This is a genomic window from Leptospira venezuelensis, from assembly GCF_002150035.1.
Taxonomy (GTDB): domain Bacteria; phylum Spirochaetota; class Leptospiria; order Leptospirales; family Leptospiraceae; genus Leptospira_B; species Leptospira_B venezuelensis.
Map to the genome: position 1 here is coordinate 968673 of NZ_NETS01000010.1, position 24424 is coordinate 993096.

Below are 24424 nucleotides of genomic sequence, written 5' to 3' on the forward strand. Positions count from 1 at the left end.
CCGTGGACTAAAGATACGATCTGAATTTTCGGAGGCGAACCTTGCTCAGAGGTATCAAAAGACTGAATCGATACGAGAAAAGATTACTCAGGATTGCAAAACTGGGTGGTAAACTCGTAAAAATTAACCAAGCAGGTTTTTCAAGAAGAACAAATGAAGGTTTTCGTTTTCCGATCTATAGTTTGGAGATAGGAACCAAAGAAGGTTTAGAAAAACATCCTGTAGGGATCACTGCAGGTGTACATGGATTGGAAACTATAGGGATCCAGATCCTGATCGATTTTTTGGAATATATCATTAGTCCCAAATCTACCGGTTTTCTTCCTGAATTAAAAAAAGGTAAATTAGGATTAATTGTTATTCCGATTGTAAACCCTGGAGGAGTTGCCGCTAAGACTAGGTCGAATCCCGGTGGAGTAGACCTGATGAGAAACTCAGGGATAGATGCGGAGAAACCTCTTCCATTCTTTGGAGGACAAAAGTTTTCTAATAAACTTCCTTATTTTCGAGGGTATGGATTGGAGCCTGAATCTCGAACTCTCTCTAGAACTGTTTTCGAAAAGTTTTTCCATGTAAAAGATTCTATTCTGCCCGTTCTGGACTTACATTCAGGTTTCGGAACCGTGGATAATGTTTGGTGGCCTTATGCTTATACTCATAGGCCTTGTATCGATACTGCTTTGTACGAGAAGATCGCTTCTCATTTTAAAGATCATTGCGGCCATATCAATTTTGCTTATGGTCCTCAAAGCGAGAGTTACACAACTCATGGAGATCTTTGGGACAAATTTTATGATCATTACCAAGAATTATATTTTGAACAAGAGAATTGGAGTTCTAAATTTCTTCCTTTAACATTAGAAGTAGGTACTTGGTCCGATATCAAAGAAGAACCTATGAAGTTATTTTCCAAAAAAGGAATATTTAGACCGGCCGAGCATAATAAGAGCGAAGTTCTTACTAGATACAGAGGTTTTCTAAGGGATTTTGTGCGGTTAGGTCTGACTAAACCTAAGGATTGGACAGGAAATCAGTAGATCTTTAATGTTTTTGGGATATTAAGAAGAAGGTCCCAGTTTTTCTAAAATTTCCTTAGGAGTTTCATAAACTCCTTGGCTTTTATAGATCCAAGCAAGTCGATCTAGGTCTTTTAAATGTTCTAATACTTTAGAATCTTCTAAACTAGGATTTTTCCTCTTTAGTCTTTTCAGTTCGGTAAAGAAAGAAACATTATCTCGATTCCGATCTAAAAGATGTCCTGACAACCCTATGCATGGACAAGCCTTATTATTATCGATCCACATCCCGCATTCTTTGGATAAAAACTCGGATAGTTTCTTTTTGGAACGAGAAAGTTTTTGGCGAAAGTTTTCGGAACTGATACTCAAAATTTCGGCTCCTTCTTCGCTATTCATACCATAGACAGAAGACAGAACGAATACTATCCTATCTGCGGAATTTAATTTTAAAAGAACTGCGTGTACACATCCGAATCGGATCTCTTCTTCTAAGATTTTGTCTTCTACCTGATCTTCTAAGGAAACTAAGTTTGGTTTTGCCAGATATTCTTGACGTATTCTGCTTAAATATACAATATTTTTCGGTCTTTTGATGGTGAGAAGATGATTGCTCGCGATAGAATATACCCAAGTAGTAAATTTACTCTCGAATCTAAATCCTGAAAGTTTATTAGAAATTTTAAATAAGATCTCTTGAGTAGCGTCTTCCGCTTCTTGAGGATCCCATAACATTCTTAAGGAAAGATTAAAAATATAATCTTGGATCTTTTCCAAAAGAATTTCCATCGCCCTAGGTCTTCCTTCTAGGGCGATTCGGATTGTATCCGTAAACTCGTCTTGTATGGTTACGGATTTTTCCATTCTAAGCTGTGATTCCTTTTCTCCTAAGATAATGTTCCAAATTTCTGGCTGCTTCTGATCTCACCTTTCCTTGGACTATAGGTGACCAACCCAAAAGAACTCCGGGAGCGCCTAAAGCCATTCTGGTCCATTTCCAGAGAGGAAATCTATCCTTTTGTTTAACTACTTTTCCGTTTTTGAATTGGAATTCGGAACGAATATGGTTCTGGACCTTTCTTCCTGTTTTTGAAAACAGATAGGTTGCTACCCAGTATGCAGTTCCTGTATCTGCGCTAGCGTTTGCTTCTACCAATTCGATTGTTGCGTTCGGATCCATTCGTTCTAAGAGCATGGACCACATTCCTGATACTGCTCCACCTTTTAATTTAGGAAATACAGGATCTGAAAATTCAACGTCTTGTGAATAAAAGTCTGCAATACTTGCAGAGTTTCTTGAATGAAAACTTTTATAAAAGTCTCTAATTTTGGCTTCGTTTGGATGCATATGAATATCCTTTATTGAATTCGTATAATAGGATCGAATTTGCAGCTTTGCTGTGACTGGATTTCGGAAGAATTTTGGAAAAAGATAAAAAAAGGCCCGCTAAAAAGCGGGCCTGAAAATTATTCGGACAAGCGGATTAAACTCGTCCGAGGCAAGGCGAATAGAAAACGCCACATTGGCGTTGATGTAAACTCCAGTTAACGTATATGAGTTAAGTAATAACTCATACTGGAGAGTAACAATTCGATAATATACTAAATAGAATCGAAAATCGTTCGGAATTATATACACGAACGTTTTTTGTTTGCACCTAATTGAATTACGAAAAAATGTTTTTTTAACGCATGATCCGAATTTCGTTTTTTCTTCTCGTTCTAATTTCGAGTTTCGGTTCCATCTTCGCCAAAGAACTTCCGTTCAGTCTAAAAACAAACGAACATAATAAAAACATTACGTCCGAACTTTATCTTTGGGAAAAAACAAATACTGAAAATATTCCTCCCCCGATAAATCAAAACGACGGTTGGAAAAAAACTAGATCAAACGCCTTAAATTTCAATTTTTCTAAAAGATCGTATTGGTTAAAATTCAGAATTCGATTTCGCGAAGAAATTCGTGAAAATCTTTACTTAGTAATTCGATGGAAGGCTCATGATTTAGCAGAATTATATACCCCAAATGGGGTAACTCCAATACAGAGAGTTGGAGATACATTATCAAAAAGTAATTGGCCTGTTAAGAATGTTCTCTATCCAACCTTGCTCTTGCAGGGAGAGCCTGGAGAAGAAAAAGAATTTATAATTCGAATCAAATCAGAATCCATTATGTCATTTCCAATCGATATTATGGATGAGGCAGGCCTTCGAGCCAATCTGGCCCTCGAAACAGGAGTTTTCTCACTTTCTGCATGCTTATACGGGATGCTTATACTAGTTGCTTTATTGTATTATAGAGCAACTGAATATAAGGAATTTCTACTATATACCTGCTATGTTTTCTGTATGGGGGCTTCTTACGACGTAAATTACGGAAATGCGATAGAACTTTTTTGGGAAGATTCCCCGCTTTGGACCGAAAAAGTGAATTATTTTTTCTTTAATTTAGGTGGGATCTTTGGATTTCAATTCATTAGAAAATTTTTGGAAACGGAAATCTTTCTGCCTTGGGTAGACAGGCTTTTATTCTTTTTTTCCATTATTCTGAGCATTACACTTCCGCTAATATTTACGATGGATACAATTGCGTATCTCACATTAACGAATGAGATTATATACTCCATTTCAATTCCTTTGATCTTGATTTCAGGAATTTATCTTCGCGGGCGGGGAAACCGGAAACTAAACCTGTTTTTGGTTTCTTGGGGAATGTATCTAACTTTTGGATACATTAGTATTTTTTACTATATGGGATTCCTAGAATACGGATTTTTTACTGTGTATTCAGTGCCACTATTCTTTCCTGCTGACCTTCTCATTTTACTTTATAATATCATTCAAAAGTATTCTCAGAATATGGAAGAAAGAAATAGTTTAGTAGAGACCTTAAGTGGTTTCATAAATAAACCTAGATATGTTCGTTCTAAAATTTCAGGAGTGGATGTGGATGAATCTCTGAATGCTTTGGAACATCTGATGAGCACAGAAAAATTATTCGCAGAGGAAGAAGTTACTATCCAGATGCTTGCTTCTAAGATCGGATTAAGTACTCACCAATTGTCTGAACTACTAAATTCAAGGCTTGGAATGGGATTTGCTGCTTATTTAAATTCTAAAAGGATAGAAGAAGCTAAACGTCTTCTGAAAAATGATACTGAAGACAACATCCTAAATATCGCATTTGCTGTTGGTTTTGGTTCTAAAACCTCTTTTAATGTTGAGTTTAAGAAGGCAACCGGACTTACTCCGAAACAATATAAAAGTTTTGTGCAGAAAGCAATTTTATAGCTCTATCAAAACTTAGAGAAGGTTTGAAATTTTTTTGAGACCCGATTGGAATAATTCGGTTTCAGAGATTAAGCTGATCACAATATTTCCTGAATCTTCATCGAATCCGAACATCGAACCTGGATGGACTAGTACTTTTTCTTTTTGTAATAATCTAAAGGAAAAATCTTCATCTTTTAAGAAGGATGAAGATTGTAAAATCCCGTACCATCCTCCTTTAGGAGATGTATAGGCAATTTTAGGATGAGAAGAATGGAAACTATCCAGAATTTGAAGATTCCTGCGTATTCTTCTCAGAACCTGACTTTGGATCATGTTTCTCCATTGGAATAATTCAGGAAGAGCACGCTGGATTGGAGTTCCTACAGAAAGATAAGTATCCGCAATAATTTCTAATCTTTCTTTACATTCTTTTTTCCAGTTTGTTGGACCTCCTACATGCATCCAGGAAAGTTTCATCTGCGGAAGTGCAAGTATCTTGGAGACCCCGTTCACAACAAAAACCGGAAAATCTGTATGAAAGAAATCGAGTTGGTCTCGATTTTCTTCATGTAGATAATCGGAAAATACCTCATCTAAAACCAATGCTATCTTTTTAGTTTTAGAAATGACTTTTAGTTTTTCGAATTCTTCCGAAGTGAGTAGGCTTCCTGTCGGATTATTAGGAGACACTAAGAATAAGATCTTAGTTTTATTAGTGATCTTTGAGCTTAAGTCTTCAAAATCAATATTCCAATCTGTTTTCTGATCCAGGTTATAAGAATTGAATTCTATTCCATCTAATAAGGATAAAAATTCGAAGAGTGGATATCCTGGAGACGGGATTAGAACTTCTTCGCCGGGATTACATAATAACTTTATTAAATAGGAATATGCTTCGGAGGAAGAGGACGTTAAAAATAGGTCTTCTTCTGAGATTGTATAACCTTTTTCTTTATAGTAAGCAACGATCGATTTTCTGGCAAGAAGAGTCCCTTTAGGATCTGGATCATACTCCAAACTTTCCGGCTTTTCCAAAGAATGTAATATTGCTTCTCTTGGATAGACAAGTCCGACTTTCGTTGGGTTAGAAATCGTAAGATCGATCCAATCTTCTCCTGATTTCTTAAAGGACTCTAAGAGAGAGTATAGATCATTCTCTCCGGAGATAAATTCGAATCGATCGCTGAAGCGAGGAGTATTTTCCAGATTCATAAGTTTTTCTTAATGTATAAATCTGTTCCAAAGATACAGAAGAAGCGAAAGTCCGATGCTGATTAGAATGGAAGTTGCGAAAGGAAAATAGAATCTGAAATTTTCTCTTTCGATCTTGATGTCTCCTGGTAAATTTCCGAGAGACGAGATAAACGGAATTTTGGAGCCGAAAATGATAATGGCCCCAATAATCAGGAAGAATGCCCCGATCCAAAGAAATGTTTTACCTAGCGGTTCCATATTAGATCCACTGGAAACAAGAACTGGCGGAGAGGGGGGGATTCGAACCCCCGGTAGGTGTTACCCTACGCTTGCTTTCCAAGCAAGTACCATAAACCGCTCGGACACCTCTCCGGTTCTTGGTTGCGATTACGATGTTTTTCCAATGAGCGGTCCGGTCAAGGAGATTCGATCCAAAAGTTAAGAGCAGAAGTTCAGGCCTTCTTTTCTGAAATAAATTGGGCGGCTCTTTTGGAGAATGCCATGATCGTATAGCTTGGATCCACAGAAACTGCAGTAGGAAATACACTGGAATCACTTACGTATAAATTCGAAATTCCATGCACCTTATGATTCCAATCAACGACTGAAGTTTTAGGATCCAGTCCCATTCTGCATCCTCCAGCAGGATGAGGAGCTGCCATTGCCATAGAAGCAGGAGTCAACGGAAGTGAATCTACAACACCTACCTCTTCAGATTTAGTCAGCACAGTTCTTTTTAGATCAGGAAGGATTACTTTGTAAGCGCCCGCTTTAAAGTTTAAGATCACTTGTTTGCGAATACAATCTCTGAGTATCTCTTTAGTAAGTGGTCCGAAGCTGTATTGAACTTCTCTTTTTCCACCGGACTTGATCTCTATTCTTCCTAACTCTGTATCCGGATCATCTATCCAACCTATTGTACCTCCAAGTCTAGGAAGTTCTTTCATGATCTCGAAATGTTCCGCTCCGAAACCCGGAACTAACGCACCTATTGCTCCTGGTTGCAATTGGTTTGCCATGATTAGGTATCCACCTTCTCTGTATATTCCTCCTGCATAACGTGCTAATCTAAATTCTTCTACTCCATATGCAGATGGAATATTTCTCCACTGGACAATTGATTCTTTATAGAGCGCATGAACAAATGGAGAAGGATTGATCGCTAAAAATTCTCCTAGTGCGGGTAACTTTCTCTTCAGTCCGTTTTTTAGAAGAAAGGTAGAACTTCCAAATCCTCCTGCTGCAACAACGATTGTATCTGCTTTGAAGCGTAACTTAATTTCGGATTCTTTTTGAGAAGGTCTGTCTATCACAACTGCTTCTAATCCGACTACTTTGTCCCCTTCGAATTCCAATTCTAATGCTTTAGTATCCGCATAAAGATCGGCGCCCAATGCCATTGCCATCGGAATATGAGTGATAAGCTGACTTTGTTTTGCTCCGAACATACATCCTTGCATACAATGTCCGGATTTTTGACAGTTCTTTCTAGCTTGCGGGACTGGATTTCCTTCCCATCCTAAATCTTTCGAAGCCTTACGAACCAATTGGTTCATTCTATTGTAATTTTCTTCTTTGGCTGGATGAACATTTAGTGTGTCGTCTAACTCTTTCCAAAAAGGTTCTAGATCCTCAGAGCCATGACCTAATATTCCGAATTTATCTCTCCAAAGTTCTAATCTGTCTTTAGGAGTTCTATAACTGTCTGCCCAATAATGAACGGAAGCCCCGCCAACATTTTTTCCATAAACTATATTTACTGTTCCATCTGCCGTGGTAGCCATGTTCCTTTCTGCAGAAACTTTACCAGCCATATTTAATTCATGATTATCGAATGATCCTGTATGATAGTAACCACCTTCTTCGATCAAGGTTACCTTCTTCCCAGCTTTAGCTAGCTCGTAGGCGACGGTTGCACCTCCGCAACCTGTTCCAATTACTAAAACTTCTGTGCGGATCTCTTTAGACTCGCCCAAATTTTTCCATTCGTGAATTTTACCCGACATCGGAACCTCCTGCTAATTTGCGATAATAGATTCTAGATTCGCTTAATTTCTCAGGAGGATTTAAAAATGGTCCGTCATACGAAATTGCTTTAAAAGTAGATTCATGTCCATAGTACATTAGGAAAATTGGCATTCTCAAATTTGCCCAAACTACACGAACAGTATCAGAATCTGAATGATTCAATTCGGATAAGAACTCTCTTCTGGAATCCAAAGATAGTTTAGAGAATCTAGAAAACTTCCAATAAAAGAATGGGAGATACTCTAAAACCATTATTAATGTTTTGAAGTCGTCGGATAAGAATGGATCTACGAAATAAAATTCTTCATCTAATCTTTCCAATACCTTTGCTTCTTTATAGCTCGGAGCGTTGGCAGCTTCAGGTAGAATAGCTTCTGATAATGCAGCTAGAGTCTCCAGTTCTGACTCGGAGAAGAACAGTGCCTTAGGTAGTTGTCTGGAAGATCTGTTTAGGATACAAATAGACCCTCCCAGTACTAGAGCTCCTGAACCGGCGAGTCCCAGTCTCAAGAATGTTCTGCGGGAAAAACGCGGGACTGAATTTGACATTGCAGTGTTTTCCTTCGATTCTTGGACTTGTCAATCCTATCCTATCCACTCTATATAGAAAACCAACTTGACGTTCCAAACGTTCGATAATCCTTAGTAATCATGGCAGATAAGAATGACAAAGTTCCGGAAAATGTTCCGGGCAAATTCTATATTGATAACAGCTGTGTCCCTTGTAATGACTGCTTGGAAGAGGCCCCTAAACTTTTGAAGTATACCGACGATGAGTCTAAGGTATATTTTCATAAACAGCCTACCACTCCGGAAGAAGCCGTTGCCGCTCGCAAAGCTATGGAAATCTGTCCTGTAGAAGCGATCGGAGATGATGGAGAGTAAACCAGCCTGAAATTTTTCGAACAATATAGGTCGAAAAATTTCGCTTAAGAGTTAAATTACGTTTTTCTAATCTATTTATCTTATTTAAATTCTTATAAAAAAGATAAAGCCCACGCGAAAAAAGCTCCTTCTCAGGAGCCAAATCATTAAAAGCAGACCGCTCGTTCTAAAGCAAAAAGTTTAGACTCGAGTAAAATTTGAAATCTTTAGATCAGTTCATTTTGTAAAAAGAAAGCCTTTAGAATTTTAGGATTTTGGCTCTTTTTTATTCGCAATGTACTCGTCTAAGCTGTCTTTATATGTATTAGTTAGTAGAGCAAGTTCTTGCATTTTATGGAAGAAAGACCGGGTCAGGAAAAAACCAAATTGGATCAAGACCAAGATTTGTACCGGATCTTAATCGAAACCAGTCGAGAACTGATTTGCCTCCATAATCCAGAAGGAATCTATCTTTTTGTAAATCCTGCCATTGAAATTCTTACCGGTTTTAAACCTGAAGAAATGTTGGGACGTAATCCTTACGATTTTATTCATCCAGATGATAGAGAGCGTATTCTGAAGGATTCTCATAATCCAGCAAAAGAAGGAAAACCTACAGTCGCCACCCAATATCGTTTTTTAAAAAAGAATGGCGATTATGTTTGGTTCCAAACCCTGACTCAGCCAATTAAAAATAAAGAAGGAAAAGTCACTCATTTAAACACAACATCGAGAGATGTTACTGATCAGGTGCAACTGACGGAAAGTTTGCAGCAGGAGAAAAAATTCTCTTCTATCATGGCTGAACTTGCAAAGGTAGGAGCATGGGAATCCAATATTGAAACCGGCAATTTATATTGGTCTTCTGAAATATATAAGATCTTAGAAAGAGATCCTTCTCTTGGAATTGATAGAGATACTGTTTATCAAAAATATTCTTATTCCGAAGATATGGAAAAACTAAGAGAGAATAACTTAAGAGTCTATCAAAAAGGCGAGACTTACTCTGTGGAACATAGAATGGTTACAGAGACCGGAAGAGTGATCTGGGTTCGTACCCAAGGTAAACCTGCATATTCGGATGGTAGGATCGTCGGAGTATACGGCGCGATGCAGGACATTACTCTTTCTAAATTGGTAGAAGAAGAAATCCGTCTAAGTGAGAAAAAATTTTCCGAAGCATTTCATAGTTCCGGCAATGGGATCATACTTTTAGATAGGAATGGGCACTTTTTGGAACTCAATCAATCCTTTGCTAAGATGATAGGATATGAACCAGATGAACTTCTTTTCAAATCTTTCCAAGATGTTACTTATCCAGAAGATCTGAACGTCGGTGCAGAAGCATTTCGCAAAATAATTGATGGAGAAAGAGATAGCGCTCAATTCGCAAAGAGATACATCCATAAAAAAGGACATATAGTCTGGGTGTTTATCACCGGAGTTGCTGTAAGAAAAGATTCGGGAGAACTAATGTTCATCGTTTCTCAGATCCAAGATATCTCCAGAAAAAGGATCTTAGAAAATATTTTACGAGAAAAAAATGCTAGGCTCAAATCAGTAGGCACTCATTTAAAAGAAAGGATCTCTCAACTCGAGGAATTTAACCAGATTGTGTCCCATAATATGAGATCTCCTATCGGAAATATCTCTACACTGGTAAAATTTCTAGAAGAGGCTGAAACTGAAGAAGAGAGAGTCGAATACATGGACTATCTCAAGACCACCTCTGACCAATTACTTACTACATTAAACGAAATCGTTGAAGTTATTAAAATAAGGCAAAGCCCGAAGATTGTCTCCGAAGAAATCTTATTTGAATCAGTATTTTCAAGAGTAAAGGCCATGTTTTTGGGTCAAATATTAGAATGTGATGCCGAAATCATCGTAGATTTTTCGGAATCTCCTTCTATAGTTTACCCTCCAGTCTATCTAGAGAGTATTTTCTTAAACCTACTTTCTAATTCTTTGAAATATAGAAGTGAATCCCCCCATCCAGTGATCCGATTTAGGACATATTGGTCTCGCGGAAATCACGTTTTGGAAGTGCAAGATAACGGTTTAGGAATTGACTTAAATAAACATGGGGACCAAATTTTTAAATTACACAAAAGATTTCATCGAAACACGGACGGAAGAGGTTTGGGTCTGTTTATGACCAAAAATCAAATAGAATCGTTGGGCGGAGAAATCCATGTGGAAAGTGCTCCCGGACAGGGCACGAAGTTTATAATTCATCTTTCAAAAGCAAATGAATTCGCTATATAAAAAACAGAAACTTTTACTCGTAGATGACGACGCGATCTTTGTCGAGATTGCTAAGAGAACCATTGAGAAGACTGGCGCGGTTGAAAGTTTAAAAGTATTTCCTGATGGAGAAGGTGCGATTAGCTTCCTGAAAGAGCATCAAAGTGAGCCGGATATCATCCCTGACTTTATATTTTTAGATATTAATATGCCTTTTATGGATGGTTGGCAATTTTTGGATGAGTATGCAAATTTCGTGCACGCTCTCAGCAAAAAGCCTGAAATCTATATGGTTAGCTCTTCCGTCGACGATTCGGATCTCAGAAGAGCTAAGGAAATTCCATTAGTAAAAGATTATATAATCAAACCTGTGTCTTTGGATTCCTTTAAAAAAATCCTCACAAACCAAGTTTAATTTATTCTCCACCACCTAAGGAAAATGCTCTTTTTCCTTCAAACTTATACAAGTTATCCGTTTGGATACTGTCTAATCCTGCTTCTGAAATTCTAAGTAATAATTTTGCTATCTGTTCAGACTGGATCTTTATAAAACCATCTCCAGATTCAGTGTCTGGAGTTTCCGGATTTACGAATCTGCATCTCCAATGATCTGTTAAAAAAGTTTCTGGAGCACCATTTGGATAAACTTTAACTCCTCTATTCGTGATCATTCTGAGTTTCAGATCTCCGGCAACTGCACTTAGTTTTTTAGCGAGTTCTTCAGAAGTTCCTGGAGCCCAATCTAGAAATACATCCACACCAACTAATTCTTTTTGGAGTGCTTTTCTTTTGTATTCCGGAATGTGGATTGCTTTTGCTTTTCCAAAAGAGATTGGTTTGAACTTTTCTGGAAGATGACCAAGGTTTCCAATCACTGCCTCTCCGAATTCTTTCGTTCCTACTTTGATGCGGCTTACCCCAGCTTTATATATATCTCCGGTATGAATTCCTTCTTCGATAGTGAGTAACCAAGCGTTTTGGATCTTTGCGGCGATATCAGGTTGTCCTAAATGAACTAACATCATCACTGCTGCATTGATCAATCCGCTTGGGTTTGCGATATTTTTTCCTGCGATGTCTGGTGCAGACCCATGGATTGCTTCAAACATTGAGACAACTTCTCCTATATTTGCAGATCCAGCCATACCGACTGAGCCAGCTACCTGGGCTACAATATCTGAAATGATATCTCCGTATAAGTTTAAGGTAACTACTACATCGTAAGCCTGAGGTCGTTCTGCTAAGTGGGCAGCACCTATATCAATGATCTCGCTTGCTGCTTCTATATCGGGATATTCTTTTGCAATTTCTTTGAACACATCATGAAATAATCCATCAGACTGTTTCATGATATTGTCTTTAACCATAACAGTTACTTTTTTTCTGCCATAAGCTTTAGCGTATTCGAAAGCATAGCGGATGATCTTTTCGGAACCTGGTCTTGAAACTAATTTTAAACATTGGACAGTATCGGAAGTCTGTTTATGTTCTATACCAGTATAAAGATCTTCTTCATTCTCTCTTACGATAACTACATCTAACTTAGGATGTTTAGTATCTACATAAGGATAAAGTGATATACAAGGCCTAACGTTTGCAAATAATCCTAAGGTGGTTCTAACGGTTACGTTCAAACTTTTGTAACCGCCTCCTTGAGGAGTTGTGATTGGAGCTTTAAAAAATACTTTTGTGTCGCGAAGAATATCCCAGGCACTCGGTTCTATTCCTGCGCTATGGCCTTTTTTGTAGACTTGTTCTCCGATATCTATGAAGACCGGTTCGATGCTCGCACCTGCCGCTTCTAAGATCCTAAGGGTAGCGTCCATGATTTCCGGACCAATCCCATCTCCTTTAGCAACAGCGATTTTTTTCTTCGAGCTCATACCGACCTCCGGCGAAATATTTTGAATATCCGCATTTGTTGTAGGAGTTCCTACAATCCGTTTGTTCATTAGGTTTATTTCAATCGAAGAGGTGCTTTAAGTCAATCTGGATTAGGTCCATGAATAGAATTCCAACAGATCCCCTTCTTTCAGACTTTCCGTTTCCGAAAATTGGACTCCTAGTCCATCCGAAAAAATTCCTGCGCGGATATCACCGCTTCCGTTAAACTTCTTTTCTGATAAAAATGTTTGGCCTTTGGTCTCATAAGAAACCGGAAAGAACTCGGTCAGTTTGTTTTTCTTTTTTCTTTCTCCTGCAAAAGGCATACAGATAGGTTTTTCCGAAGAATGTCCTAAAAATTTTCTGATATATGCTTCCACGAAGATCCGAAAACAAACCTGAACACTGAAAGGGTTTCCAGGTAGACCAAAGACCGCCTGCTCATTCTTCTTACCAAACCAAATCGGTTTTCCAGGCTTGATCTTAACTTTATGAAAAACTTCCTTCACACCCGAAGCTTCCAGAATTTTAGGAACCAGGTCTAGATTTCCCATAGAAACTCCTCCAGAGAGAATAAGAAGATCTGAATCTAAACCTTCCGATACTGCGTTTTCCAAAAGAATAGGATCATCTCCAGCTCGCACCACAGATAACGGAACTATACCATATTTTTGTAATAAAGACCGGATAGAGTAAGAATTCGAATCTCTGATTTGCCAAGGTTTTGGAATTTCTCCCGGACCAACGATCTCATTTCCTGTAGAGATCACCCTCACTCTCGGAAGTTTAGAAGTTTGAATCGAATATTTCCCCAAGGAGGAAAGCAAAGAAAGAACTGAAGCACTGACTAATGTCCCTTCTCTTAAAATTTCCTGATCTTGCTTTAGATCTTCTCCTTGGATCGCTATATTGGAGAAGGAGCCGGATTTTTCTGTCCGAAACCGAACTTGTTTCTTTCCATTAGAAAATCCTAAATCTTCTGAGTCTTCTATCTTTATCACTAGATCGAAGCCATCTGGAACAGGAGCGCCTGTCATGATACGAATGGCTTCTTCTCCGCTTTCTAACTGAAAGGATTCTCCTGCATGAAGTTCTCTTGTATAAGAATAGATCCTATCTTCTGAAAAACCTTCTGACTTAAGAGCAAATCCATCCATGGTGGCTCTATGAAAAGGAGGATAATCTCTGTCTGCGTAAATCTTTTCTCTCAGAACTTTCCCGAGAGAATTTTCCAAGTTCGTATTTTCAAAAGAAGAAATACTAGCAGAAGATTCTACGAGTTTCAGTGCCTCTTGGACAGAGATCAATGTCCTTCTCCTCTCATCATTTTTTTAGCATGGAATACTGCTGGAAGAATTGCTTGTAAACTTTCCGTAGCACCATTCGTGCTTCCTGGAACAGATACTACTATTGTTTTTCCAATCCTGCCCGCGATAGATCTGGATAACATTGCAAATGGGGTTCTGTCTTGACCGAAGGATCTCATTGCTTCTGCAATTCCCGGGATTTCCTGTTCTAAAATTTCTTTTATCGCTTCAGGAGTATTGTCTCTTGGCCCGAGTCCTGTCCCGCCTGTAGTGACGATCAGATCTAAACCTAATTTAGACCATTCTAATATTCTATTTCTGATCTGCTCCGGTTCATCTGGCAGGACTTCTGATTTAACAGTTTCTACATCATGTTCTTTTAATAGACTTAAAATAGCTTTTCCGGATCCATCCTCTCGTTTGCCTTGGAAAGTAGAATCAGAGCAAACCAAGATGCCTGCCTTGGAACCTGCGGCAAATTTTGTGATTTGAGAATCTGTTTTGCCTCCCTTCTTCTCTAAAAGGCGAATGGAAGAAATTTCTAGTTCTTTATCGATAGGTTTTAATAAATCATAAATCACTAATGAAGCCACACTTACACCTGTCAAAGCCTCCATTTCTATACCGGTTTTTCCGATCGACTTGGCGGTAGTTAAGATCCTGACTGCGTTTTTTTCCGAAAGAACTTCGAATTCTATTTGAAAGGAGTCAATGGAAACAGGATGACAATGAGGGATCAGCTCTGCAGTTTTTTTGGAGCCAAGAAGTGCAGCTGCCTTTGCCACTCCAAAAAGATCTCCCTTAGGAAGAGTATTTTCTTTGATCCTAATGATGGTTTCCGGTTTGCAGAATACAAAACCTTCTGCTTGGGCAGTTCGAAGAGTTGTTTTCTTTCCGGTAATATCGTTCATGCTTCCTCTTAGCGGGAATCCGCAGGAATCAATATAATTCTGCTTAGGAAAACTGCGAGTAAATTAACTGTTTACCTTCTTCTTTTAACCTCTGTAACTCAGTATAAAAGTTCACGATCTCTCCGAAGATCAACAACGCAGGCGTTTTGATCTGGAATTCTTCCGCTTTTTCTAAACAAGTATCTATATTTGCCAAAACCAATCTTTGGTTGGGAAGTGTGGCATTTTCTATGAATGCCATTGGAGTTGAGCCAGAGTTTCCGGATTCCAACAAATTCTCCCGGATACTTTCCAAACTATTTAGTCCCATATAGACCAAAACTGTTTTACCTTCTAAGCTTAGATCTTCAAAACTTTCCGGGTTTTTCCCAGTCTTCTTATGGCCAGATAAGAAAAGTATTTCTCTTGCATAGTCTCTATGAGTGAGCGGAATTCCTAAACTGGAAGCAGCTCCGGAAGCAGTTGTAACTCCTGCTAAAATTTCACATTCAATGCCAAGAGAAGCCAGATATTCTATTTCTTCTCCCGCTCTTCCGTAAATAGAAGGATCGCCACCTTTCAAACGAACTATATTAGAATATTGTTTAGCATATTCTCCTAATTTTTGATTGATCTCCGTTTGAAGGCAACTGTGTTGTCCAATTCTCTTTCCTACGTATTCTAAGACTGCAGACTTTTTGCAGTATTTTAAAACTCCAGCAGAAACTAGATCATCGTATAAAACTACATCTGCTTTTCTTAAAAGTTTTACTGCGCGAACTGTGAGAAGATCCGGATTTCCCGGACCAGCACCTACTAAATATACTTTTCCCGCGGATGAATTCATTTTCTTAACCCTGAGTTTTCGGGTCTTCCATCCCAATATAAACTGTTCCGTCCTCGATATGAACTGGATATGTTTTTACGGAATATTCTTCTCCACTGATGCAAGCACCGGTTCTAAGAGAGAAAGATTTTTTATGCATTGGACATGCAACCTTTGGTTCTCCTTGAGAGTCGCCAATCATTCCCCTCGCTAAAACCATGTCTCCCGTATGAGGACATTTGTTCTCACAAGCAAACCATTCGTTTCTTGAACTGAAATGAAAGATTGCAATTTGCTCTCCGTAAACTTTGGCGCAAACTCCACCATCATCCGGAAATTCGCTAACTGTACTAACAGGTATCCAAACAGGTTCTTTTGTAGTTGTATTCATTTTTGTCTCCTAGTTCGAAACCAATTCTTTTTTAGGCCAATCTACAGGACGTTTTTGTCCTCTTTCTTCGATGAATTTAATAGTTGGATCAGCATCTTCGCTGTTTACGAAATGTTTATATTTCTTTTGTTTTTCTGGATCATCTACTACGTCTTTCCATTCGCATACATAGGTCCCTACAAGATTGTCCATTTCTTCTTCTAAATCTTTGTTGATGCCTAACCTATCGTTGATGACCACATCTTTTAAATATTCTATTCCGCCTTCTAATTGTTCTAACCAAGCAGAAGTTCTTACAAGTTTGTCTGCGGTTCTAATGTAGAACATCATGAATCTATCTATGTACTTAACACAGGTCTCTTCATCCAAGTCGGCAGCGAGAAGGATTGCATGTTTAGGATTCACTCCTCCATTACCGCCAACGTAAAGGTTCCAACCTTTTTCAGTGGCGATGATACCAAAGTCTTTACCTCTTGCTTCTGCACATTCTCTGATACAACCTGAGACCGCTGATTTTAATTTATGAGGAGCTCTGATCCCTCTATATCTTTCTTCGATACGAATTGCAAACGCAGTGCTGTCTTGTACTCCGTATCTACACCAAGTAGAACCCACACAACTTTTAACGGTTCGCATTGCTTTACCGTATGCGTGTCCACTTTCAAAACCTTCTTCTACTAGATCTTTCCAGATGTCGGGAAGTTGTTCCATTCTTGCACCGAGTAAGTCTATCCGTTGGCCGCCAGTGATCTTGCAGTAAAGATCATATTTCTTTGCAATTTGACCGATCACGATCAATTTATCCGGAGTGATTTCTCCACCAGGAATACGAGGAACTACAGAGTAAGTTCCACCTCTTTGGATGTTTGCAAGATACTTATCGTTGGTATCTTGGATCTCCCTGTGTTTTTGGATTGGTTCGTTGTAAATACTTGCGATGATAGAAGCCACAGCAGGTTTACAAACTTCGCAACCATTCCCCATTCCATGAGTACGGATCATTTCTTCGAAGCTACGGATCCCTTTAACTTTTGCGATCTGGAACAACTCTTGTCTGGAATATTTAAAATGTTCGCAAACATGTTCAGTGACTACTTTACCTTGTGCTCGAAGTTCTTCCTTTAGGATGGAATTCATTTGAGGGATACAACCGCCGCAGCCGGTTCCAGACTTAGTGCATTCTTTCAAACCCTTTAGATTGGAACAAGAACCGGACCGAATCGCCCCTAAAAGATCACCTTTAGAAACGTTATTACAAGAACAGATCTTTGCATCATCCGGAAGAGAACCAAATGCGGAACCTTCTTCCGATGGAGTTCCTACAATCAAAGATTCAGGCTCAGCAGGAAGTTCTACATTATTTAAGTAAAGAGTAAGAAGGTTAGAATATGCATCCGCATCTCCTACCAATATTCCTCCTTTCAGTTTTTTACCGTCTGGAGAAAGTACTAATTTTTTATACACACCTGTGCGGGGATTTGTATAAGCGATAGGAAGATGTTCAGTTTGACCTAAAGCATCACCGAAAGAAGCAACATCCACTCCAATCAGTTTTAGTTTTGTAGAAAGATCGGAACCTGCATAAGATTTCGTTTTTTGTCCAGGGCTACAAAGATTATAAGCGAGTATTTCCGCCATTTCATAACCTGGAGCCACGAGTCCATAAATCATTCCTTTATGAAGTGCAACTTCTCCGATTGCATAAACTCCGTAGACGTTTGTTCTTAACTCATCGTCTACAATGATTCCGCCTCTTTGTCCGACCTCTATTCCAGAATTTTTTGCCAGTTCATCTCTTGGCCGGATACCTGCGGAAACAATCAACATCTCCACATCTAAAACGGAACCATCTACGAATTCCAATCCTTGAAAATTAGATTCTCCTAATGCTTGTTTGGTTTCCTTATTTAAATGAATACGAACACCTAAAGACTCTATCTTAGATTTTAGGACGGAAGAAGCGGCCTCATCTAATTGTCTTGGCATCAAACGTGATGCGAATTCAACTACATGGCTTTCTTTTCCCATGTCTAAAACTGCTTTGGCAGCTTCTAAACCTAATAAACCGCCACCAAGTACTGCTACTTTGGAAACTTGTTTAGCATAAGACATGATCTTTTCTAGATCTTCAATTGTGCGGTAAACGAAGACTCCTTGTTTATCCACACCATCGAAATTTGGGACAAAAGCAGAAGAACCGGTAGCAATTACCAATTCATCAAAAAGCAATTCAGTTCCGGCAGAAGTAGTTACCTTTCTAGAAACTGTATCAACCGAGATTGCAGGCTCAGAAAGTAATAAGCGGATCCCATTGGCTCTGTACCAATCGGAAGGAGAAAGATAAAGTGAATCTGCGGATCTATTTGTAAAATATTCTGAAAGATGAACACGATCATAAGCTCTTCTAGGCTCTTCGCCTAAAATAGTTACTTCAAATTTTTCTGTTCCACCGTACTCAGCGACTTTTTCGGCGAATCTATGACCCACCATTCCGTTTCCAAGAATTACTAACTTCCGTTTCATTTTTATCTATCTCCTTTCCTTTTTAGCAGGAGCCGGCTTAAGCCGACTCCAATTCTAAGGATTCGTTTTTTCTATTTTTTTCCCAAACAAAAGTGTTCATCATGAATAGTGAGAAGGCAGATAACGCAACCACCACAGATAACACTACGAATCCTACGGAGAAGGTTCCGGAAATCGCTTTCAAAGTTCCTAATAGATTCGGAACGAAAAATCCTCCCAAACCTCCGAACGCTCCTATAAAACCAGTAATGATCCCGATCTCTTTGCTAAATCTAAGTGGAACGAGTTGGAATACGGATCCATTACCTAAACCTAAGAAGATCATTAATGTGATGAAGAGCGGAAGTATAATACCTACGGACGGCAACCATGAGACAGCGATCAAACAAGAAGCAACTCCTGCGAATACTCCAAGTAAAACTGATACACCGCCAAATTTGTCGGAAAGATATCCACCGATAGGGCGAACCAAACTTGCACCTAAGATACAATAAGATGTATAAAATCCAGTGGTGACTTTATCTACACCGTATTGGTCATGGAAGAAGATAGGTAGGAAGCTTGCTATACCTACGAATCCACCAAACGTTACGCTATACAGTAAACAGAAGAATAAAGCATCTCTGGACTTGATCGGTACTAAGTATTGTTTTAAAGGTTTTTTAGAAATTGTTCCTGGGCAATCTTTAGCAAAGAATAAGAAGAAAACGAAGGCAAAGGCTAAAGGAATAAGAGCAAGGCCGAAAACGGCATGCCATCCGAAGTTTCTCGCAAGATCAGGAGCGAAAAAAGTAGCAATCACAGACCCGCTATTTCCAGCACCTGCGATACCCATCACTAAACCTTGGTATTCTTTAGGATACCATCTGCTCGCTAAAGGAAGTGCTACTGCAAAACTTGCTCCTGCAGTTCCCAATAATAGTCCTACAAGAATTACTTCAGGAAGAGTATGAGCAAATTTCCAGCCAGCTAGTAGAGTAAGCATTGTGACGCCCATTCCACAAAGACCGACAATCTTAGATCCGTAACGATCAGATAATAGCCCTAAAGGAATTCTTAATAATGTTCCTCCCAATAGAGGAACTGAAACCAACATACCCTTTTGGGCAGGGCCTAATTTGAATTCTTCTGAAATAAAGACGCCTAAAGCGGCAAGCAGCATCCATACCATGAAGCTGAAGTCAAAGTATAGAAAGGAGCTCACGAGCGATGGAAAGTGACCTATAGATAGAAATTCACGAAATTTTTTCATTTAAAGCTCTCCGTTAACGAGCAGAAACGCTCACATAGTGCTTATAGCAAAAGTCGTGCCAAGTAATTGGTTGAATTTTTGAAAAACGTTATATTAAGATAGAATGATATAAAAAATTAGATTCAGGCCTTCTTTTTCGAACACTTATTTAAATTTTCTTATAAGTGAAACAAAGGATAAAGAGCAAAATTGCTAGAATTTATGCATATATTGTACATGATGCTTAATTTAAATACGCATTATTTGAAATCGCCCATATTCTATTCCGAGATACTGCAAGTTTAGACGGATTGGTTATAAAATTTATTAATTGGCATGAAAATTGCTATAAATTGGTTGTGAATACAGAAAATGGATTTCGAAGCACCTGTTCCTATTGTGGGGTCGGATGCGGTGTATTGATTCAAAAAGAGGACGAGACTAGTTTTAAAGTCCAAGGGGATCCTGATCATCCTGCGAATAAAGGAATGTTATGCTCCAAAGGGATGAATCTGCATCACACCGTTTTGGATAAGAGCGATAGACTTTTATATCCAATGGCAAGAAGTCCTAAAACTGGAGAATTACAAAAGACCGATTGGGATTCTGCATTAGGAGAGATCGCCAATCGTTTTAAAAATTTGATCAAAGAATACGGACCTGATTCGGTAGGTTTCTATGTGTCCGGGCAATTATTGACGGAAGAATATTATGTGGTGAACAAGCTCACCAAAGGTTTTTTAAATACAAACAATATAGATACCAACTCCAGGCTATGTATGAGTTCTGCAGTTGTAGGTTATAAGATGTCCTTGGGTGAGGACAGTGTTCCTATATCTTACGATGATATTGAGATTGCAGATTGTTTTTTAATCGCTGGCGCTAACCCGGCTTGGTGTCATCCAATTCTTTTCAGAAGGATAGAAGATAGAAAAAATTCAGACCCGAACGTTAAGATCATCGTAGTAGATCCAAGAAAAACGGAAAGTTGCGAGAATGCAGACTTACATCTTCAGATCATTCCTGGAACTGATATATTATTATTCAATGCAATTGCAAGAAGTCTGATAGAGACAAATTCATTAGATCCAAATTTCATCAAATCACATACGGAAGGTTTCGAAGAACTAAAAGAGAGGGTATTTTCTATTAGTATGGAAGAATATGCTGACTCTTGTGGAGTTTCAGAAGAATCTATTAGAGAAGCAGCTGGTCTGATCTCGAGTGCAAAAGGATTTCTAACTCTTTGGGCAATGGGGCTTAACCAAAGTGTGGTTGGCGTTAATAAAAATTTAGCATTAATAAATTTGAATCTAATTACCGGTAAGATAGGCAAACCCGGGTCTGGTCCATTCTCCTTAACTGGACAACCGAATGCAATGGGAGGAAGAGAAGTGGGCGGATTATGCAATCTTCTTCCTGCCCATAGAAACCTTGCAGATGAAAATCACAGAAAGGAAGTAGCGGATTTTTGGGGCGTGGAATCTATTCGGGACAAACCGGGTTATTCAGCCACAGAGATGTTCGAAAATCTCAAAAACGGAAAGATGAAAGCGATCTGGATTGTTTGTACAAATCCAACTGTAAGTCTTCCGGATGCAAGAACCGTTGAGGCTGGACTTAGAAATGCAGAGTTAGTAGTTGTCCAAGATATTTCAAATAGTCATGAGTCTATTCCGTTTGCTCATTATGTTCTTCCTGCTGCCGGTTGGACAGAGAAGCAAGGTACAATGACCAACTCGGATAGGAGAATAACCTACCTTCCAAAAATTTTCAATCCACCAGGAGATGCAAAGGCAGATACCTGGATACTAACTGAGTTTGCGGAAAAGATGGGATTTGGATCTTCTTTCAATTATAAGAATGAAGAAGAAGTCTTCTTAGAACATTGCCTTCTTACTAAAGGTACAAATCTGGATATTGGCGGTTTGGACTATTCTATCTTACAAGATAGAAGATCAGTGCAATGGCCCTTTCCTTCCAAGGACCATGAAGGAACTCCAAGATTATTTTCCGACGGAAAGTTTTATCGTCCGAATGGAAAAGCAAAAATACATTCCGTAGAGCCGGAAGATACTTCCGAAAAAACAACAGAGAACTTTCCTCTTATTTTAACCACGGGTAGGATCAGAGACCAATGGCATACAATGACTCGTACAGGAAAGGTAAGAAAGCTCAAGGAGCATAAAAAGGAACCTTATCTAGAGATCCATCCTATTGATGCAAAAGAAAGAGAGATTATAGAATCACAAATCGTAGAAGTCAAAAATGAAAGGGGAAGTGTTAGGGTTAGAGCTACGATCACTGAAAGTATCCGACAAGGAACTGTGTTCTTACCTATGCATTGGGGAAGAAAGAATGGAAATGATGAAGCGAGAGCAAATAATCTTACAAGTTCAAAGTTTGATCCATTCTCCAAACAGCCTGGGTTTAAAATTTCGGCTGTAGAGGTCCTTCCTTATAAAAAGCCTAAGGAAAAGATACTGATTGTAGGAGGAGGGAACGGAACTCTTGCATTCCTCAGAAAGTTCAGAGCCATCTCTCCTGATGATGAAATAACAGTATTATGTAAAGAAGAACATCCATTTTATAACAGAATTCTATTACCAGATTTAATCAGCGGAGATAAACAATTCTCCCAATTATCTGCCGTCAGCGAAGAAGAGATTGAATCCTGGAATATAGAAGTTAAATCTTCCATCTCAGTATCAGAGATACTTCCTGAAGGAAAGAAAGTAAAAGATTCCCAAGGTAATGTATATTCTTATAACAAACTGATTATTGCAACTGGAAGTAGACCTTCTATCCCTAAATATATTCCAGAAAAGATGTTGGGGATTTTTAGTCTCCGTTCAAAAAACGATGCGGATAGGATTAAGGGATTTTTTGTTCCGAATACTCATGCGTTGATCGTGGGCGGAGGACTGCTTGGTTTAGAGTTAGCAGCTGCATTAAGATCTTTGCATGTAAATGTGACTGTTCTAGTAAGAACGGATAGATTGATGTCCAAACAATTGGACGAAATCTCAGCAGAAATTTTAAGAAAAGAAGTAGAAGCAAGAGGAATACAAATCTTATTCGATACTGAAATTTCCAAAGTATATGGAACGGAAAGGTTGGAGAGTGTTAAGTTCAGGGACGGCTCCAGCATTCGACCGGATGGCATCGTATTTGCAGTTGGTACGGTTCCGAATTTGGAATTAGCTAAGGAAGCAGGGATTAATTGTAAGTCTGGAATATTGGTAAACGATTTCTTACAATCTAGTGATCCGGATATTTATGCGATAGGAGAAGTTGCTGAACATTCTACTGGAATGTACGGAACTGTTGCTGCAACTGAAGAGCAAGCTGAGTTTGCGGCTTGGCATATGTATGGATATAAGATTGGTTCTTATTCGGGTTCCATGCATTCTAATCTTCTGAAAGTACCTGGCTTAGAGTTGGTCTCATTGAGATTACCTGATGTTCCAATGGACGAAGCAGGTCCCGAATACGAAGAGATTGTATTCTTCGACAAAAGAAAGGGTCGTTATAAAAAATGTATCATTAAAGGAGATCGTTTAGTAGGAGCGATCTTGGTAGGAGATAAATCTGAGTTTTCAGAATTTAAGGCTATGATCTCTTCCGGAATTGAGCTAGGCGATAAGAGAGATAGACTTCTTACCGGATCTTCTCCGCTGAAACCTCCAATAGGTCCTTTAGTCTGTTCTTGTAATGGAGTAGGAAAAGGTAATTTAGAAGAAGAGATCAGAAACGGTGTCTGTGATCTTAAAACACTTTCGGAAAAGACTGGTGCGGGGACAGGTTGCGGAAGTTGTAAGCCTGAGGTGTTGAAAATTTTAAGAGAGACCGGAGCGGTTGCTCCGGCCTAAAGAACTCGCAAAAGGTAGATAAGGGATAAGATTACTCTATATCCAGATCTATATCTGGTTTATCCGCGATAAAATCTTCTTGGGAGTAGATCACTTCCAAAACATCGTCCATCCAATCCGGGGAGCCGTCGAACAAAGTATCTTTTGTTCTGTATTTTTCTATGATACGGCTATGCTTAATGATCTGCTCTTTGGTCACTGCGTTCATATTATTAGCTTCGGTCGAAACGGTGGTTTTATTTCGCCTACGTAGGAAAAATAGAGAAAGATATTTCCAAAAAGTACAAGAAAAATTTGTTATAATCCGGATTTTTTTCTCCGACAAGAACGTCGGTCAAGGGAGGTCTTTATATAAAACGAATGTTAGGTTGTTGTATATTAGAAGATATTAATAAAAAACCCGGTGGTCTCTTTAGGGACACCGGGTCTATAAAAGGAAAGATTCGTTCTATTAGAAGAGTTCGTTTCCTTTGAAGAAGAAGCTGATCTCTAATGCAGCGTTATCATCCGAGTCAGAACCATGTACTGCGTTTGCTTCTTTACTTTCTGCGAATAAAGCTCTAATGGTGCCTGCAGCAGCTTCTTTCGGATCTGTAGCTCCGATTACGTCTCTCCAATGTTGAACCGCATTGTCTCTCTCCAAAGCAGCTGCAACGATAGGTCCAGAAGACATATAGCCACAAAGATCATTATAGAAAGGACGAGCCGAATGCACTTTATAGAATTGTTTTGCATCTTCGAGAGAAAGTTTAAGATATTTAAGTCCTAAAATTTTGAATCCTTCTTTTTCGATTCTTTGTAGGATATCGCCGACATGTTTGTTTTTTACTCCGTCGGGTTTGATCATGATAAATGTTCTAGCCATTTTTATTCCTTAG

General features: G+C 38.8%; 21 protein-coding genes and 1 tRNA gene. 6 read left to right on the plus strand and 16 right to left on the minus strand.

Going from position 1 to position 24424, the window contains the following annotated elements; all coding sequences use genetic code 11:
- Positions 1 to 41 precede the first annotated feature (41 nt).
- Positions 42 to 1037: a M14 family zinc carboxypeptidase gene (locus B1C82_RS11725; protein WP_086447740.1), complete on the plus strand. Its 996-nt coding sequence runs from the start codon at positions 42 to 44 to the stop codon at positions 1035 to 1037.
- A gap of 21 nt (positions 1038 to 1058) precedes the next feature.
- Here B1C82_RS11725 and B1C82_RS11730 read toward each other — a convergent pair whose 3' ends face one another.
- Positions 1059 to 1880 carry an RNA polymerase sigma factor gene (locus B1C82_RS11730; protein WP_086447741.1) on the minus strand — a complete coding sequence of 274 codons (822 nt, stop codon included), beginning with the start codon at positions 1878 to 1880 and terminating at the stop codon, positions 1059 to 1061.
- A gap of 1 nt (position 1881) precedes the next feature.
- The gene (locus tag B1C82_RS11735) at positions 1882 to 2364 is read right to left on the minus strand and encodes a nuclear transport factor 2 family protein (protein ID WP_086447742.1); all 483 of its coding nucleotides are present in this window, start codon (positions 2362 to 2364) and stop codon (positions 1882 to 1884) included.
- 344 nt (positions 2365 to 2708) lie between these two features.
- Here B1C82_RS11735 and B1C82_RS11740 point away from each other — a divergent pair, with 344 nt between their 5' ends.
- Positions 2709 to 4307 carry a 7TM diverse intracellular signaling domain-containing protein gene (locus tag B1C82_RS11740; protein ID WP_086447743.1) on the plus strand — a complete coding sequence of 533 codons (1599 nt, stop codon included), beginning with the start codon at positions 2709 to 2711 and terminating at the stop codon, positions 4305 to 4307.
- 12 nt (positions 4308 to 4319) lie between these two features.
- On the opposite strand, the gene B1C82_RS11745 is transcribed toward B1C82_RS11740, so the two are convergent.
- From B1C82_RS11745 to B1C82_RS11765, 5 genes are all read right to left on the minus strand, one after another.
- Entirely contained in the window at positions 4320 to 5501 is a 1182-nt protein-coding gene (locus tag B1C82_RS11745; RefSeq protein ID WP_086447744.1) for a pyridoxal phosphate-dependent aminotransferase, read from the minus strand.
- A gap of 9 nt (positions 5502 to 5510) precedes the next feature.
- On the minus strand, positions 5511 to 5741 hold the full coding sequence (locus B1C82_RS11750; RefSeq protein WP_086447745.1) for a DUF2905 domain-containing protein: 231 nt from the start codon (positions 5739 to 5741) through the stop codon (positions 5511 to 5513).
- A 24-nt stretch (positions 5742 to 5765) separates the two neighbouring features.
- Positions 5766 to 5855, minus strand: a tRNA-Ser gene (locus B1C82_RS11755).
- An 80-nt stretch (positions 5856 to 5935) separates the two neighbouring features.
- Positions 5936 to 7489, minus strand: a complete 1554-nt coding sequence (locus B1C82_RS11760; RefSeq protein WP_086447746.1) for an FAD-dependent oxidoreductase — start codon at positions 7487 to 7489, stop codon at positions 5936 to 5938.
- Positions 7479 to 8060, minus strand: a complete 582-nt coding sequence (locus B1C82_RS11765; RefSeq protein ID WP_086447747.1) for a hypothetical protein — start codon at positions 8058 to 8060, stop codon at positions 7479 to 7481. The genes B1C82_RS11760 and B1C82_RS11765 overlap by 11 nt, the downstream gene beginning before the upstream one ends.
- Positions 8061 to 8162: 102 nt before the next feature.
- Here B1C82_RS11765 and B1C82_RS11770 point away from each other — a divergent pair, with 102 nt between their 5' ends.
- From B1C82_RS11770 to B1C82_RS11780, 3 genes are all read left to right on the plus strand, one after another.
- A complete protein-coding gene (locus tag B1C82_RS11770; RefSeq protein WP_086447748.1) occupies positions 8163 to 8396 on the plus strand; it encodes a ferredoxin in 234 nt (77 codons plus the stop codon).
- 333 nt (positions 8397 to 8729) lie between these two features.
- Positions 8730 to 10643 (plus strand): PAS domain S-box protein, encoded by a 1914-nt coding sequence (locus B1C82_RS11775; RefSeq protein WP_086447749.1) that lies wholly within the window; start codon positions 8730 to 8732, stop codon positions 10641 to 10643.
- The gene (locus B1C82_RS11780; RefSeq protein WP_086447750.1) at positions 10627 to 11037 is read left to right on the plus strand and encodes a response regulator; all 411 of its coding nucleotides are present in this window, start codon (positions 10627 to 10629) and stop codon (positions 11035 to 11037) included. The genes B1C82_RS11775 and B1C82_RS11780 overlap by 17 nt, the downstream gene beginning before the upstream one ends.
- A gap of 1 nt (position 11038) precedes the next feature.
- Here B1C82_RS11780 and B1C82_RS11785 read toward each other — a convergent pair whose 3' ends face one another.
- The 7 genes from B1C82_RS11785 to B1C82_RS11815 all read right to left on the minus strand — a co-directional run bounded on the left by B1C82_RS11785 (position 11039) and on the right by B1C82_RS11815 (position 19695).
- Complete coding sequence (locus tag B1C82_RS11785; protein WP_086447751.1) at positions 11039 to 12505, minus strand: NADP-dependent isocitrate dehydrogenase; 1467 nt, start codon at positions 12503 to 12505, stop codon at positions 11039 to 11041.
- Between the two features lie 111 nt (positions 12506 to 12616).
- A complete protein-coding gene (locus tag B1C82_RS11790; RefSeq protein WP_086447752.1) occupies positions 12617 to 13813 on the minus strand; it encodes a molybdopterin molybdotransferase MoeA in 1197 nt (398 codons plus the stop codon).
- Positions 13810 to 14724 (minus strand): bifunctional molybdenum cofactor biosynthesis protein MoaC/MoaB, encoded by a 915-nt coding sequence (gene moaCB, locus B1C82_RS11795; protein ID WP_086447753.1) that lies wholly within the window; start codon positions 14722 to 14724, stop codon positions 13810 to 13812. The genes B1C82_RS11790 and moaCB overlap by 4 nt, the downstream gene beginning before the upstream one ends.
- 43 nt (positions 14725 to 14767) lie before the next feature.
- Positions 14768 to 15550 (minus strand): uroporphyrinogen-III C-methyltransferase, encoded by a 783-nt coding sequence (gene cobA, locus B1C82_RS11800; protein WP_086447754.1) that lies wholly within the window; start codon positions 15548 to 15550, stop codon positions 14768 to 14770.
- 4 nt (positions 15551 to 15554) lie between these two features.
- Complete coding sequence (gene nirD / locus B1C82_RS11805; protein WP_086447755.1) at positions 15555 to 15920, minus strand: nitrite reductase small subunit NirD; 366 nt, start codon at positions 15918 to 15920, stop codon at positions 15555 to 15557.
- Positions 15921 to 15929: 9 nt separating this feature from the next.
- Positions 15930 to 18443 (minus strand): nitrite reductase large subunit NirB, encoded by a 2514-nt coding sequence (gene nirB, locus B1C82_RS11810; protein WP_086447756.1) that lies wholly within the window; start codon positions 18441 to 18443, stop codon positions 15930 to 15932.
- A 37-nt stretch (positions 18444 to 18480) separates the two neighbouring features.
- Positions 18481 to 19695 carry a nitrate/nitrite transporter gene (locus B1C82_RS11815; RefSeq protein WP_086447757.1) on the minus strand — a complete coding sequence of 405 codons (1215 nt, stop codon included), beginning with the start codon at positions 19693 to 19695 and terminating at the stop codon, positions 18481 to 18483.
- A gap of 338 nt (positions 19696 to 20033) precedes the next feature.
- Between B1C82_RS11815 and B1C82_RS11820 the strand changes: the two genes are divergently transcribed.
- The gene (locus tag B1C82_RS11820) at positions 20034 to 23546 is read left to right on the plus strand and encodes a nitrate reductase (RefSeq protein WP_086448586.1); all 3513 of its coding nucleotides are present in this window, start codon (positions 20034 to 20036) and stop codon (positions 23544 to 23546) included.
- Between the two features lie 31 nt (positions 23547 to 23577).
- On the opposite strand, the gene B1C82_RS20685 is transcribed toward B1C82_RS11820, so the two are convergent.
- Positions 23578 to 23754: a hypothetical protein gene (locus B1C82_RS20685; protein WP_086447758.1), complete on the minus strand. Its 177-nt coding sequence runs from the start codon at positions 23752 to 23754 to the stop codon at positions 23578 to 23580.
- Positions 23755 to 23997: 243 nt separating this feature from the next.
- Positions 23998 to 24411, minus strand: coding sequence for a nucleoside-diphosphate kinase (locus B1C82_RS11830; RefSeq protein WP_086447759.1), 414 nt, complete (start codon positions 24409 to 24411; stop codon positions 23998 to 24000).
- Positions 24412 to 24424: the final 13 nt, after the last annotated feature.